This window comes from Stenotrophomonas sp. YJH_SMC_91 (assembly GCF_059368495.1).
Genome location: NZ_JCAFRT010000002.1, coordinates 247,391 through 260,591 on the forward strand (window position 1 = coordinate 247,391; position 13,201 = coordinate 260,591).

Sequence of the window (13,201 nt, forward strand, 5' to 3'; positions counted from 1 at the left end):
CCAGCGACAGCGGGGTGGCCGGACGCCTCCCCTCAAGCGCAAGTGTGCGCAATCACGGGGAAAATCGACAAGTCCCCCGCCACGAATCAAGCGTGACGGGGAACACGATCCTCAACTACGCTTGGCGCGGGCAAAGGCCTCGGCCAGGGCGTTGTTGGCCGGGGGCGTGGACGCGGCGGGACGGCCGCCATTGCCCTGGCCCCGGTTCGGCCCGCGGTTCTGGCCGCCTGCATCCCGGCGCGGACCCTGCCCATGGCCGCGCTCATCACGCTGGCCCGGGCGGCTGGTGGCCTGCCCGGGGGTATCGTCCAGGCGCCGGGTCAGGGCAATGCGCTTGCGCGCCACGTCCACCTCCAGCACCTTCACCTTGACGATATCGCCAGCCTTGACCACGTCACGCGGGTCCTTCACGAAGGTGTCGGACAGCGCCGAAATGTGGATCAGGCCGTCCTGGTGCACGCCGATATCGACGAAGGCACCGAAGGCCGCCACGTTGCTCACCACGCCTTCCAGCACCATGCCCTCGCGCAGGTCCTTGATGTCCTCGACGCCTTCGGCGAAGCGCGCAGCCTTGAACTCCGGACGCGGGTCGCGGCCCGGCTTCTCCAGTTCCTTCAGGATGTCGCGCACGGTCGGCAAGCCGAAGGTGTCATCGGTGAACTGCTCGGCCTTCAGGCCACGCAGGAAGCTGCCATCACCGATCAGCGCCTTGATCGGGCGTGCGGTGCTGGCCACGATGCGCTCGACCACCGGATAGGCTTCGGGGTGCACCGCCGAAGCATCCAGCGGCTGGTCGCCGTCGGCGATGCGCAGGAAGCCGGCGCACTGTTCGAAGGTCTTCTCGCCCAGGCGCGCGACCTTCAGCAGATCCTTGCGGCGCTTGAACGGGCCGTTCTCGTCACGATGGCGCACGATGTTCTCGGCCACCGTGGCCGACAGGCCGGACACCCGCGACAGCAGCGCGGCCGATGCGGTGTTCACGTACACGCCCACGGCGTTCACGCAGTCCTCCACGCGCGCATCCAGCGCCCGTGCCAGCCGGTACTGGTCCACATCGTGCTGGTACTGGCCGACACCGATCGCCTTGGGTTCGATCTTGACCAGTTCGGCCAGCGGGTCCTGCAGGCGACGCGCGATCGACACCGCGCCACGCAGCGACACGTCCAGCCCCGGGAACTCCTTGGCCGCGAACTCGGAGGCCGAGTACACCGAGGCGCCCGCCTCGCTGACCACGACCTTCTGCAGCTTCGGATTGGCGGCAGCCTTGATCGCTTCGCCGGCCAGCTTGTCGGTTTCGCGGCTGGCGGTGCCGTTGCCGATCGCGATCAGTTCAACGTTGTGCTTGGCGCACAGTTGCGTGATCGTCTGCACCGACTGGTCCCACTGGCGACGTGGCTCATGCGGGTAGATGGTGTCGGTGGCCACCAGCTTGCCTGTGGCATCGACCACGGCGATCTTGCAGCCGGTGCGGATGCCCGGGTCCAACCCAAGCACGGTCTTCGGGCCCGCCGGTGCGGCCAGCAGCAGATCCTTCAGGTTGTCGCCGAACACCGCGATGGCCTCAGCCTCGGCCTTCTCGCGGGCCTGGTTGAACAGGTCCAGCAGCAGATGGGTGTGCAGCTTGGCGCGCCAGGTCAGGCGGCAGGCGTCCAGCAGCCAGCGATCGGCGGCGCGGCCCCGGTCGGCGATGCCGGCCCTGCGCGCCACGCGGCCTTCGGCGTACTGGTGGCCGGCCTCGGCATCGCTGCCCGGGTCCAGTTCCAGGAACAGGATCTCTTCGCGGCGCGCGCGGAACAGCGCCAGCAACCGGTGCGAAGGAATCTTCGCCAGAGATTCGGCATGTTCGAAATAGTCGCGGTACTTGGCGCCTTCGGTTTCCTTGCCCTCGGCCACGCGGGCACGGATCACGCCGTTCTCTCCCAGCCAGGTGCGCAGCTCGCCCACCAGCGCGGCGTCCTCGCCCCAGCGCTCCATCAGGATCGCGCGCGCACCTTCCAGCGCGGCCTTGGTGTCGGCCACGCCCTTGTCGGTGTTGACGAAGGCGGCGGCGAATGCCTGCGGATCCTGCGTGGGGTCGGCCAGCAGGCCATCGGCCAGCGGCTCCAGACCGGCCTCGCGGGCGATCTGGGCGCGGGTACGGCGCTTGGGCTTGTACGGCAGGTACAGATCTTCCAGCCGGCTCTTGGTGTCGGCGGCCAGGATGTCGTTGCGCAGCTCGTCGCTGAGCTTGCCCTGCTCGCTGATGCTGGCCAGCACCGCCGCACGGCGCTCCTCCAGCTCGCGCAGGTAGGTCAGCCGGGTTTCCAGGTTGCGCAGCTGGGTGTCGTCCAGGCCCCCGGTCACTTCCTTGCGGTAGCGCGCGATGAACGGAACGCTGGCGCCCTCGTCGAGCAGGCCGACGGCGGCGCGCACCTGGGCGGACTGGGCACCGATCTCGTCGGCGATGGTCTGGGCGATCTGCTGGGCGAGCGCGCTCTGGGCGTTCTTGGCGTCGTGCATTGCTTCAGGTCTGTGCCGCGGTACGGGAAGATCCCATTCTGGCAATCCACGACGGAGCCGGACAAGGCATTGACAGGGGGCGAGGTTCAGCGGCGGGGCCGGAGTGGACGCCGGCATCCTGGCGGAGAGAGGGCTCGGACTGGCCCTGGGCTGGGATGCCGGCGCGGGCGCGCGATGGTGGGCGCGCCCTGCCGCGTGTTGCGAAGGTCAGCGGTAGTGGCGGGCGGCGCGCTGCATGACGATCTCGTCACGCATGCCTTCCAGGGCCATCAGGCGGACCTTGCCGACACCCTGCAGTTCCATGAACCGCTCCGTGTAGAACTCCGGCCCCAGCGCGGTGTCGGCGCGGGATTTGCTGAAGCCGTAGGGCACCACGCCCTTCTCGCCATCCTTGCTACCACCGACATAAAGAACGATTGCCATGTGATGTATTCCTCCAAATTGCTACTGCGTACTGCACTCGATGAACGATGCTGCGAGCTCATCGAGGGAGAGCTTACCGCGTCGGACCTGACTGGAACGTCAAAAAGGCTAATGACGATCGGTTGCATGCAGATGACTGCGGGATCGCAGCAGAATGCTTACGGATCTTTAACTTCCGGCTAACGAATCCGTGGCGGATTCCCGCCAACGGCGCAGCCCCTCGTGGGTGGTTTGGTTGTTCGCGGAAAGCTGGTTTCCCGGGGGCTGGCCGGGAGGGTGGGTAGTGCGGGGACGCCGTGAACCCGTCCCTGGGGGCTTGGCCGCGGCATCCATGCCGCGGACACCCCGCCCCACCCACCCTCCCGGCCGCTGACAGGTTCCTGATGCCTGCCTCCCCCCACGGAAAAGAAAAAAGAAGATCAAAAGCAAAAACAGCTTGGCCGGCTGATTTGTTGCTTCCTGTAGAGCCAAGCCAAGCCATGCCCCGCTCGCGAGCAAGCGCAGCGCGCGACCCGCTTCTGCTGTTCTATTTCTTCTCCGTGGCTGGACGCGCACGGAAACTGTCAGGGGCCGGGCGGGGTGGGTTCGCGGGACCGTTGGCGCCATGGATGGCGCCATCGAGCCCCCAGGGACGGGTTCACGGCGTGTCCCGCGAACCCACCCCGCCCGGCCCAATCACATGAAACGCATTCCGCGACCACCCACGAGGGGCTGCGCCGTTGGCTGGAAACTACGGCCACCAGCCACGCCCGAACCGGGCGAAATGATCGGCCGCCCGTTCGAACGGATTGCGCGCACTCACCCCGCCGCACAGCAGGTACACCGGCAGGTACAGCGGGCCCAGCACCATGTACTGGTACACGTGCGCCCGTTCGTGATCATCCAGCCGGATCAGCGGCTCCGCGCCCCACCCTGCCTGATGCGCATAGGTGCGGCAGGAAATGCCCAGGTCATGGCCGGTATGCAGGATCACGTTTCCCAGAGTGATCGCCCCACCTGGCCCCCACGGCCAGCGGTCGAACACCAGCGCGCAGTCACGGCCGCTCCACCGCAATGTCGCGCCGCCGAGCATGCCGGCCAGGCCGCCGATCACGCCGAGCAGGGAATTGGGTGACGTCCACACCGCGCCCAGCACCTGCAGCGCGCGCAGCCAGATCGGCCAGGGCGTTGCTCCAGTCTTCAATCGGCCTCGTTGGGGATCAGGAGCCACAGGATCAGGTAGACCAGGATGCCAGGAAAGGCGGCGGAGGCCAGCGAAACCAGCACGTAGATCACCCGCAGCAGGGTTGCATTCCAGCCGAAGCGATGGGCAATGCCGCCCATCACGCCGGCAATCATGCGGTCGTTCAATGAACGCGACAGCGTTTTGGGCGTGGTGTTCATGGCGGCAGCTCCGGGAAACGGACAAGGCAGTCGAACATGGCTCGACTCTACACCGCCCCCATGTCTACGGCGTGCGGTGGCGCAGGGCCTGCAGGCGTGCGCCGAACCAGGCGGCTGCGGTCTGTTCAGGCTGCCCCGGACACTGGATGCGGTAGGGTTTGCCACTCATGCTGCTCTGGCTGGCAGCGCGCTCGATGAACTGCTCGGCGCTGTCCACCATGCCCTTTTTCAGCAGGTAATCGTACTTGCGCTGCAGGTGCGCGCGCGCGTCGCTGCCGTCGTACCAGCTGCCATTGCGCTGGAAACGGCACTGGGAGCCGTCCAGGCTGGCGATCAGCTGGGCGATCTCCCGGCGTGCATCCGTACTGGGTGCGGCGTGGGCAAGTGGTGCTGTCAGCAGTGCCACAAGAATCAACAAAATCCGGTACATCATCACCCCCAAGTCAGTCGAGCATGGCTCGACTCTACAGATCGCGCGCCTTCAACCAGCCATCGATCGTGGCCGGTACTTCGCGCTGCGCGCGGCCGGAAACGTAGATACCAATATGCCCACCACGGAAACTGGACTCGGTGTAGTCGTCCGTGCCCAAACGCCCGCGCATCGCGCGCGAGGCATCCGGCGGCACCAGATGGTCCTGCTCGGCATAGATGTTCAGCACCGGCAGCGTCACCTGCGACAGATCCACCGCTTCCTCGCCGATCCGCACCGTGCCGTTCACCAGCCCATTGCCCTGGTAGAACTGCTTGATGAAATCGCGGAACGCCTCGCCCGCCAGGTCCGGTGAATCGAAGATCCACTTCTCCATGCGCAGGAAATCCTCCAGCGCGGCCTTGTCATCGAGGATGTCGAGCAGGCCGACGTACTTCTGCACGTTCAGGCGGAATGGCTTGAGCATCAGGTAACTGGCATTCATCAGGTCGGCCGGGATGTTGCCCAGCGTGTCGACCAGCAGGTCCACGTCCACCTGCCGCGCCCAATGCGAGAGCATGTTGTCAGCCGTCTGGAAGTCGACCGGGGTGACCATGGTGATCAGCTTGCCCAGCTTCTGCCGGCGCAGCGCGGCGTAGCAGAGTGCGAACACGCCGCCCTGGCAGATACCCAGCAGGTCCACCGGGCCACCACTGCGCGCACGCAGCGCATCGACCGCGCCGTCGATGTAGCGCAGCAGGTAGTCCTCCAGGGTCTGGAAGCGTTCGGACCTATCCGGGTAGCCCCAGTCCAGCACGTACACGTCCTGGCCCAGCGCCAGCAGCTTCTGCACCAGCGAACGGTCGGCCTGCAGGTCGACCATGTACGGCCGGTTGACCAGCGCGTAGACGATCAGCAGCGGCGTGCGCCGGGTCGGTGCCCTTTCGCCGACGAAGCGGTACAGCACCACCTTGCCGTCACGCCAGACTTCCTCGCGCGCGGTCACGCCATAGTCCACGTCTTCCACCTGCGGCAGCAGCTTCAGACCTTCCATCAGCTTGCGCTGCATGGCCAGGGTTTCCTGCATCAGGTCATCGGCGTTGAAGCCCAGCGGTCCTTTCATCGGTCACGCGCCCGAGTGGAAGCGCGAGACGCAGCCTTCTTCGCAGACACCTTCTTTGCAGGCGCCTTCTTCGCGGCTTTGCGCGCGGCCGGCTTCACCTTCGCCGGTGCCGGCTGCGACACCGGATCGACCGCGGCGGTCCCCGCCAGCACCGCCACCTGTGCCTGCAGGCGGCGAAGGCTGCGCTCCAGTTCGGCAATACGGCGATGCGCGGCGTCCATCTCGCTGCGGGTCGGCAGGCCGATACGCTCACTCATCTGTTCCACCTCGCGCTGCAGGCCGGCGCGCAGGCGCATCTGCGCGTTGCCCAGCGAGGCGTACACCTGCTGGAACGGTTCGGACATGGCGACCTTGGCGTAGGCCTCCTCGGCCACTTCGATCCACAGGTCGAACATCGCGCGGGCGCTGGTCAACTGGCTGCCGGGCTGTTCGTGCTCGGCCAGACGCTGCTCGAACAACGCGAAGGCCTCGTCCAACGCCTGCCTGATCTGATCAACGTAGGCGCGCGAATGCTGCTGGTACTCCTCCTGCGCCCGCAGCAGGGCCTGCCAGCGCGCCTGGTGCTCGCGGCCGGGGCCGAACGCCGGGCTCTGCAGCCACGGGCCCGCCTGCAGCTGGAACTGCTGCAGCCATGCGGCGAAGTCGGGCACGGTGGCGCCGGCGTGGGTGCTGCCACGGGCGCCCTGCAGCATCCACTGCAGCATACCGTCGCCTTGCCCCTGCACCGCCTCGCGCCAGGCCTGGGCCACCTCGGCGCTGCTGGCATCGCGGCCGGCGAAACGCGCGGCCACTTCCTGCATGGTGCCGTACCAGCTGCCGGCCTGTTCCCGGAAACGGCGCACGGCATCTTCCGGCGCGCCCTGCCCCTGTTCGGGCAACAGTTGGCTCCACCAGTCGAACAGCCGTTGCCAGCTGCCGGGGTCGCCGCCGGCCGGTGCACCGGGCGTGCTCGCGTGGCGCAGGGCATCGCCCCAGGCACCGAAGTACTGCCGCGCCAGCGTTTCGAAATCGCTGCTGCCGGCGTCGTGGGCCGAGCTGGTCATCGCAGGCCTCCGCAGGGCTGGCTCATGGCTTGGGGATACGCAGGGTCTTGCTGATCATCAGCGACCCGGACAGGGCGAACAACAGCACCATCGGGTGCAGCTGCCACGGGCCGATCTGCCACTGGCCGAACCAGATGTTCTGGCCGATGGCATCGGTACCGGCGGCAATCGCCAGTACGATCACCAGCACCAGGCTGGTCGGGATCGGGGTGCCCTCGAAATACGTGACCTTGCCCTCGTCGCCGGCCAGCGCCTCGGCAGTGACGTTGTAGCGTGCCAGGCGGCTGACACCGCAGCAGACGAAGTAGCTCAGCACCAGCCAGTCCCAGCCGCCCTGCATGCCGCAGGCATAGGCCAGCGCCGCCGGCGCCACGCCGAAGGAGATCACGTCCGACAGCGAGTCCAGCTCGCGGCCCAGGGTGGAACTGGACTTGCGCCAGCGCGCGATGCGCCCGTCGAGCGCGTCGAAGATGAAGGCCAGCGGGATCAACGCCATGCCGAACAGCAGGTAGCCACGCTCGCCGTCCTGCAGGAAGCGCATCGCGGCAAAGACCGCACCGGTGCCGCAGAAAGCATTGGCCAGGGTGAACCAGTCGGCCAGCTGGAATTCGCGCAGCATCGAGAAGTGACGTTTCATGGGGTCTCACGGAGCATCAAGGCCCACAGGTTACCGCGAGCGCCGCCGCTGGCGACAGCACTGGCAGGACCCGCCTTCACCGCTCCCTCACCTGCCCTCACCAGCGGTGAATTTTTCGCCACCCATCTTGACAGCCTAGGGGGGTGGCGCCTGTCGCGGCTTATCCACAAAGTTGCCCACGCGTAATCCACACCCCCTGTGGACAACCAGATCTCACCGACTGCGACGCTGGACATTTCCTCATCACCCGGAAGCGGGGTTTCCCTACTTCCCAAGCCACAGGGTCGGCGCTATGGTCACCGGCGGACCCGCCGCCGCCACGTCCGAAACTCTGCAACGGACGATGATGATGCTGGATGCTCCCACCCTGGCCGCACAGCTGCGGCAGCCCCACGGCGAGGCCGCGCTGGCGGTGGCCGACTCGATGAACCGCAGCAACGGCGCACTCAACCTGGCCGCAATCGGGCTGCTGGCCGTCGGCGCCGGCGAACGGGTCCTGGAGGTCGGCCCGGGCAATGCGGCCTTCGCGCCACTGATGCTGCAGGCCACCGACAGCCACTATCTGGGCATCGAGCTGTCCACGGCCATGGTCGAGGCCGGCAACCAGCGGCTGGCCGACGCCGGGGTGGCCGAACGTGCGGCGATGCGACACGGCGACGCCCATGCACTGCCGGTCGCCGATGCCGCGATGGATGCCGCGCTGGCGGTCAACACCCTGTACTTCTGGCCGAACCTGGCCCCGGTGCTGGACGAACTGGCGCGGGTGCTGCGCCGGGGCGGCCGCCTGTGCCTGGCCTTCGGCGATGCCAGCTTCATGCGCAGCCTGCCATTCGCCGCCGACTTCCAGCTGCATGAGCTGGACGCGGTGGAGCTGGCGCTGCGGGTATCGGGCTTCCGCGTCTCGGCCTGGCGCAGCCACCGCGAATCCGCAGCCGGCAATGACGGCCAGACCCGAGAAAAGCACTTCCACCTGCTGCTGGCACAGCGGCACTGAAGTGGTAGAGCCGGCCTGCACCGGTCGCCAGCGAGCAAAACAGAACACCCGCATCCGCGGCGGATTCGATCCGACCGAGTGGTAGAGCCGGCCGCTGGCCGGCTGCTCCGTCCATTGCGGATTGCCGGCCAGCGGCCGGCACTACCCTGCCTGCGCCCGGCCGCCAGCGAGCAAAACAGAACACCTGCATCCGCGCCGGATGCGATCCGACCGAGTGGTAGAGCCGGCCGCTGGCCGGCTGCTCCGTCCATTGCGGATTGCCGGCCAGCGGCCGGCACTACCCGGCCTGCACGCGGCGCCGCCAATGCGCGAAACAGAACACCTGCATCACCAGCATGGCCAGCAACCCCAGCGGCCATGCCCACCACAGCCCGGCCAGACCGTGCCGGGATTGCAGCCACATCGCCAACGGCAGCTCCAGCAGCAACACGGCAGCCATGCCCAGCAACGCCGGCAACAGCACCGTGCCGCTGCCGCGCATCACTCCGACCAGCACCGCACTGCCTCCCATCGCCAGCACGCCCCACACCACGGTGCGCAACTGCAACGCGGCCAGTTCGCGCACGTCGGTCGCCGCCAGGATCAGGCCGGTCAGCCAGGGCGCCAGCGCCACAACCAGCACCACCACCCCGCTCAGCATCGCCAGTCCAAGCAGCACGCCTGTGCGTGCGATGGCCGGCAGCCGTGCCGTACGCCCCGCGCCCATCGCATGCGCCGCGAGGATGGTGGCAGTGATGCCCAGCGACATCGCCGGCAGCTGCACCCAGCTCATCAACTGGTTGACCGCACCGTAGGCGGCCGTGGCCGTGTAGCCATAGCGGTTGATCCAGCCCAGCAGCACGATTTCGGCAATGGCCAGGCTGAGCATCTGCAACGAAGACGGTATGCCGATGTGCAGCATCGAACGGATCAGCGCTCCATCAAAGCGGATGGCTTGCAGCAACTCATGCCCCGGGGCCAACGGGTGCCCCATGCGCTGCCACCGCCACATCAGCCAGGCCAGGGCCAGCAGCGAGGCGAGCGCCGCCGAGACTGCCGCACTGGCCGCGCCCAGCTGCGGCAGGCCGGCCCAGCCCAGGATCAGCAGCGGCGTGCACAGCAGGCCGACCACCGTGGCCAGCAGCAGCGCATGCAGCGGCGTTTTGGCATCGCCCACCGCACGGCTCACCGCAGTGGCCAGCCACAGCAGGAAGAACGCCGGTGCCGCCAGCAGCAGAACACGGGCATAGACGATGGATTCGCCGAGGATCGGCGCTGGCGTGCCCAGTGCCGCCAGCAGCTGTGGCGCGAAACCGCCGCCCACCGCCATCACAAGCACTGACAACAGCAGAATCAGTGCCACCGCACTGCCGGCGACCGCGCGAGCCTGTTGCGGCCGGCCCGCGCCCCAGGCCTGGCCGATCAGCACCATCGCACCGGTGGCCAGACCCATTACCAGGGCCAGCAGCAGGAAGAAGACAGGGAAGAACGCAGCGGCGGCGGCCACCGCCTGCGTACCCAGCAGATGGCCGAGGTAGACGTTGTCCAGCGTGCCTGCAGCCAGCTGCAATGCGTTGGTCAGCAGCATCGGCAGGAGCAGGGTCAGATAGGTGCGCCAGAGGGGCGGCGCGACCGGGGGGATGGGATGTGCGGGGGTGTCCATGGGGTTCTCTGGGCAAGGCGCTGCCCTGCCCGGCGTTTCCGCCAGCAAAGCAAGCACAGGGGAGCGGGCCGTGGCCCGCGATCAGGTGGCGCCGCCGCTCAGTAGCGGCGCGGTGGCTCAGCCGTCTGCGTGGTCCGAAGAATCATCGAAGGCCAGGCGCAGGGCGTGATTGCGCACATCCTCGGGCCAGCTGCGTAACGCCATTTCCAGGCCCGCCCGGTCGTGCGCGAACAGGACACGGATCGCTTCCTCGAAACCCGGCAGGTCTCCGGCGACGGTCTGCAGGAAGTGATAGGCACGCTCGCTGTGGCGGCGCTGCCGGTCCTTGTCGGCACCAGCACGGCTGGCCGCCTCCACCAGCTTGCGCAGCACTACCGAGGCCCCGCCGGGCTGCTCGGCCAGCCACGCCCAGTGGCGCGGCAGCAGGGTCACTTCGCGTGCGACCACGCCCAGCTTGGGGCGGCCGCGGCCACGCGGAGTTGCCGGCGCCTCTTCGGCAGTAACGTCGGCATCCGCCTCGACGGCGGCGGGAAAGGCTTCGACGACCCGCGCCAGCAGTTCTGCGTCACTGCCGCGCGTATCGAAATCACGGGTGCGGCCGGTAGCGTTGTCGAACACAAGCAGCGGACCGGCAGCGTTGCCGGCACGCAGCTGCTTCAGCGCCAGCGCAGCCACTTCCGGGGTACCGGAGGCGACCAGCCGGTGGCCGTCGAAGCAACTGAAGGGAGGGAGTCGGGACGCAGGCATGGCAATGGCATCGGAGGTGATGCGCGAATATTGCCCGGGTAATTTGCGTTCGTCAATATTGCCCGGACATTAATGAACCGGAAGAGCGTGCCAACCAAGGTTGGCACCCACCTGGAAGGTTGATCCCCACTCGAAAGATCGCCCCCCTCCCGATTCGCCGGCTTACAGCCGGCTGTAGGACCAGCTGACCATGCGGCCATCCTGGTACGGCATCACGCCGTGGAAGGGGCGCGGGTCGGCGTCGAACACCAGTGGCAGGAAGTTGCGGTCGCCCTCCCACATCGGCAGCGTGTCCAGCTTGTCCAGGTCCACCCACTCCAGCGTGCCTTCATGGTTGCCGCCGTGCGGGGTGCCTTCGAAACTGTCGATGACGAACACGAAGCCCAGCCAGTCCTCGCCATGCTTGCCGAATCCCGGCCAGCTGATGGTGCCGCGCAGCCGCATGCCGGTGCAGTCGATGCCGGCTTCCTCGGCGATTTCGCGGCGCATGCCTGCCGCAACGTCTTCGGTCGGTTCGATCTTGCCGCCCAGCCCGTTGTACTTGCCCAGGTGGTGGTCACCGGGCCGGGTGTTGCGGTGGATCATCAGCACCTGGCGACGATCGGGCGACAGCACGTAGCCCAGGGTGGCGACGATCGGGGTGTACGGCATGGGCAGCATCCAGCGGCAGGTCAGCCGTGGATTATGGCCGATCAGCGCACCAGCGACAGGCGGCGTTCGGCAGCCGCAGTGGCGCCATCAGGATCGCGGCGCAGGGTGGCCACGCCGTGGCCGCGCTCGGCGAGGTATTCCAGCCACTTGCCGAGGAAGGTGTTCACGCGCATGCGGTGGCTGATCAGTTCCGCCGGCGGCGGGTACAGGCCCATGGTGTCCTGCCAGCGGCGGCCGACATAGCAATGGGTGGTCTCGGCCTGGCGCGCGTCACGGTACAGGCGCACGTAGGCCGACGGATCAGGCTCGCCGGTGACCGGGTCGGCCAGGTCGTAGGTCAGGCGAAGTTCCACCGTGTAGCGGTGGCACTCGATCACGTCCAGGCGGACATCCAGGCCGTCGCCGATCGAGGAAATGTAGCTGCCCGCCGCCAGTCCGGCCGGTTCGAACAGGCGCACCAGATGGCGATAGTTCTCCGCGTACAGGCCCATGAGCCAGCTCAACCGGCTCAGGCGGGGAATGCGTTCGGTACGGGGCAAGGCTCGGGCCATGGGTCGATCCTACACGTTGGTGCTTCAACGTGGGGGCGGGATCACCCCGACCAAAGGGCTCGGTATCGACCAACGGTCGATACCCACCGTGCAGGAGGGTCGATACCCACCGTGCAGGAGGGTCGATGCCCCCGCGCAGGAGGGGTATTGCCCCGGGAGGTAGGCCACGACCGTTGGTCGTGGCGCACGGATCAATACAACTCGCGCTGCAGCCCCAGCGTGGCCAGCACCTTGCTGGAAATCTCCTCGATCGAGGTATGCGTGGTGCTCAGCGTCGGGATCCGCTCCATCTGGAACATCACCTCGGCCGCGGCCACCTCGCGCTTGCAGGTCTCCAGGTTGGCGTAGCGCGAGTTCGGGCGGCGCTCCTGGCGGATCTGCTGCAGGCGGTCCGGGTCGATGGTCAGGCCGAACAGCTTGCGCCGGTAGTTGCGCAGGCGCGGCGGCAGGCGGTCGCTTTCCAGGTCCTCGTCGGTCAGCGGGTAGTTGGCCGCACGCACGCCGTAATGCAGGGCCAGGTAGATGCAGGTGGGCGTCTTGCCGGCGCGCGACACCGCCACCAGGATCACGTCGGCATCGTCGTAGTTCACCGCGATACCGTCATCGTGGGTCAGGGCGAAGTTCATCGCGTTGATGCGGCGGTGGTAGGTGTCGAAGTCGACCATGCCGTGGGCCTGGCCGACCCGGGCCAGGCGCGGGCTGGCAAGTTCACGCTCCAGCGGCTCGATGAACGGCGCGAACACATCCAGCATCAGCGCCCCGCTGTCGGCCAGGATCAGGCTCAGGCTCTGGTCCACGCAGGAGTTCACCACGATCGGCCGGACCTGGTACCGCTCCCCCGCCGCCTGGATCCGGGCACAGGCTTCACGCGCTTTTTCGGGGTCGTCGACAAACGACATGCGGTCGGTAATGAAGCTGAACCCGGAGAACTGGGTGAGCAGGCTATGCCCAATGGTTTCAGCGGTGATACCGGTTCCATCGGAAACGTAGAACACCGGGCGGATGGTCGACATGCGCGCTTTTACCCCCTACGAAGCTTAAAAAGGCCGCCAGCACAAGCTTGTGCCGACAGTGGTCTGCCCGGCATCATATCGGCTTC

The 13,201-nt window shown here is 67.4% G+C and carries 14 protein-coding genes; 1 reads left to right on the forward strand and 13 read right to left on the reverse strand.

Annotated elements, in window-relative coordinates; translation table 11 throughout:
* Positions 1 to 111: 111 nt before the first annotated feature.
* From AC5P5X_RS04730 to AC5P5X_RS04765, 8 genes are all read right to left on the reverse strand, one after another.
* Positions 112 to 2,499, reverse strand: coding sequence for a Tex family protein (locus AC5P5X_RS04730; protein ID WP_099497740.1), 2,388 nt, complete (start codon positions 2,497 to 2,499; stop codon positions 112 to 114).
* A gap of 207 nt (positions 2,500 to 2,706) precedes the next feature.
* Positions 2,707 to 2,922, reverse strand: a complete 216-nt coding sequence (locus AC5P5X_RS04735; protein WP_005410085.1) for a hypothetical protein — start codon at positions 2,920 to 2,922, stop codon at positions 2,707 to 2,709.
* A 730-nt stretch (positions 2,923 to 3,652) separates the two neighbouring features.
* Complete coding sequence (locus tag AC5P5X_RS04740) at positions 3,653 to 4,105, reverse strand: hypothetical protein (protein ID WP_043034666.1); 453 nt, start codon at positions 4,103 to 4,105, stop codon at positions 3,653 to 3,655.
* The gene (locus AC5P5X_RS04745) at positions 4,102 to 4,305 is read right to left on the reverse strand and encodes a PspC domain-containing protein (protein ID WP_005410087.1); all 204 of its coding nucleotides are present in this window, start codon (positions 4,303 to 4,305) and stop codon (positions 4,102 to 4,104) included. The genes AC5P5X_RS04740 and AC5P5X_RS04745 overlap by 4 nt, the downstream gene beginning before the upstream one ends.
* A gap of 64 nt (positions 4,306 to 4,369) precedes the next feature.
* Positions 4,370 to 4,738, reverse strand: a complete 369-nt coding sequence (locus tag AC5P5X_RS04750) for a YfeK family protein (protein WP_049449953.1) — start codon at positions 4,736 to 4,738, stop codon at positions 4,370 to 4,372.
* A gap of 31 nt (positions 4,739 to 4,769) precedes the next feature.
* The gene (locus tag AC5P5X_RS04755; RefSeq protein ID WP_060380858.1) at positions 4,770 to 5,837 is read right to left on the reverse strand and encodes a class III poly(R)-hydroxyalkanoic acid synthase subunit PhaC; all 1,068 of its coding nucleotides are present in this window, start codon (positions 5,835 to 5,837) and stop codon (positions 4,770 to 4,772) included.
* On the reverse strand, positions 5,834 to 6,880 hold the full coding sequence (phaE, locus tag AC5P5X_RS04760; RefSeq protein WP_099497756.1) for a class III poly(R)-hydroxyalkanoic acid synthase subunit PhaE: 1,047 nt from the start codon (positions 6,878 to 6,880) through the stop codon (positions 5,834 to 5,836). The genes AC5P5X_RS04755 and phaE overlap by 4 nt, the downstream gene beginning before the upstream one ends.
* A 22-nt stretch (positions 6,881 to 6,902) precedes the next feature.
* Positions 6,903 to 7,517, reverse strand: a complete 615-nt coding sequence (locus tag AC5P5X_RS04765) for a CDP-alcohol phosphatidyltransferase family protein (protein ID WP_014647547.1) — start codon at positions 7,515 to 7,517, stop codon at positions 6,903 to 6,905.
* Between the two features lie 343 nt (positions 7,518 to 7,860).
* Here AC5P5X_RS04765 and AC5P5X_RS04770 point away from each other — a divergent pair, with 343 nt between their 5' ends.
* Positions 7,861 to 8,511 carry a class I SAM-dependent methyltransferase gene (locus tag AC5P5X_RS04770; RefSeq protein WP_049449956.1) on the forward strand — a complete coding sequence of 217 codons (651 nt, stop codon included), beginning with the start codon at positions 7,861 to 7,863 and terminating at the stop codon, positions 8,509 to 8,511.
* A gap of 277 nt (positions 8,512 to 8,788) precedes the next feature.
* On the opposite strand, the gene AC5P5X_RS04775 is transcribed toward AC5P5X_RS04770, so the two are convergent.
* The 5 genes from AC5P5X_RS04775 to ppsR form a co-directional block, all read right to left on the reverse strand.
* Entirely contained in the window at positions 8,789 to 10,153 is a 1,365-nt protein-coding gene (locus tag AC5P5X_RS04775) for an MATE family efflux transporter (RefSeq protein WP_111189443.1), read from the reverse strand.
* A gap of 117 nt (positions 10,154 to 10,270) precedes the next feature.
* On the reverse strand, positions 10,271 to 10,900 hold the full coding sequence (locus AC5P5X_RS04780; protein ID WP_033833148.1) for a DUF2239 family protein: 630 nt from the start codon (positions 10,898 to 10,900) through the stop codon (positions 10,271 to 10,273).
* 162 nt (positions 10,901 to 11,062) lie between these two features.
* Positions 11,063 to 11,551 carry an NUDIX hydrolase gene (locus AC5P5X_RS04785; RefSeq protein WP_005413820.1) on the reverse strand — a complete coding sequence of 163 codons (489 nt, stop codon included), beginning with the start codon at positions 11,549 to 11,551 and terminating at the stop codon, positions 11,063 to 11,065.
* A gap of 41 nt (positions 11,552 to 11,592) precedes the next feature.
* Positions 11,593 to 12,102, reverse strand: coding sequence for a DUF1249 domain-containing protein (locus AC5P5X_RS04790; RefSeq protein WP_099484043.1), 510 nt, complete (start codon positions 12,100 to 12,102; stop codon positions 11,593 to 11,595).
* Positions 12,103 to 12,293: 191 nt separating this feature from the next.
* A complete protein-coding gene (gene ppsR, locus AC5P5X_RS04795; RefSeq protein WP_005410097.1) occupies positions 12,294 to 13,115 on the reverse strand; it encodes a posphoenolpyruvate synthetase regulatory kinase/phosphorylase PpsR in 822 nt (273 codons plus the stop codon).
* Positions 13,116 to 13,201: the final 86 nt, after the last annotated feature.

Bases quoted from the DNA above. Each gene is read 5' to 3' on its own strand.
- AC5P5X_RS04730 (WP_099497740.1), bottom strand. From the start codon at position 2,499: ATGCACGACGCCAAGAACGCCCAGAGCGCGCTCGCCCAGCAGATCGCC.
- AC5P5X_RS04735 (WP_005410085.1), bottom strand. From the start codon at position 2,922: ATGGCAATCGTTCTTTATGTCGGTGGTAGCAAGGATGGCGAGAAGGGC.
- AC5P5X_RS04745 (WP_005410087.1), bottom strand. From the start codon at position 4,305: ATGAACACCACGCCCAAAACGCTGTCGCGTTCATTGAACGACCGCATG.
- AC5P5X_RS04750 (WP_049449953.1), bottom strand. From the start codon at position 4,738: ATGATGTACCGGATTTTGTTGATTCTTGTGGCACTGCTGACAGCACCA.
- AC5P5X_RS04755 (WP_060380858.1), bottom strand. From the start codon at position 5,837: ATGAAAGGACCGCTGGGCTTCAACGCCGATGACCTGATGCAGGAAACC.
- phaE (WP_099497756.1), bottom strand. From the start codon at position 6,880: ATGACCAGCTCGGCCCACGACGCCGGCAGCAGCGATTTCGAAACGCTG.
- AC5P5X_RS04765 (WP_014647547.1), bottom strand. From the start codon at position 7,517: ATGAAACGTCACTTCTCGATGCTGCGCGAATTCCAGCTGGCCGACTGG.
- AC5P5X_RS04770 (WP_049449956.1), top strand. From the start codon at position 7,861: ATGATGATGCTGGATGCTCCCACCCTGGCCGCACAGCTGCGGCAGCCC.
- AC5P5X_RS04775 (WP_111189443.1), bottom strand. From the start codon at position 10,153: ATGGACACCCCCGCACATCCCATCCCCCCGGTCGCGCCGCCCCTCTGG.
- AC5P5X_RS04780 (WP_033833148.1), bottom strand. From the start codon at position 10,900: ATGCCTGCGTCCCGACTCCCTCCCTTCAGTTGCTTCGACGGCCACCGG.
- AC5P5X_RS04785 (WP_005413820.1), bottom strand. From the start codon at position 11,551: ATGCCGTACACCCCGATCGTCGCCACCCTGGGCTACGTGCTGTCGCCC.
- AC5P5X_RS04790 (WP_099484043.1), bottom strand. From the start codon at position 12,102: ATGGCCCGAGCCTTGCCCCGTACCGAACGCATTCCCCGCCTGAGCCGG.
- ppsR (WP_005410097.1), bottom strand. From the start codon at position 13,115: ATGTCGACCATCCGCCCGGTGTTCTACGTTTCCGATGGAACCGGTATC.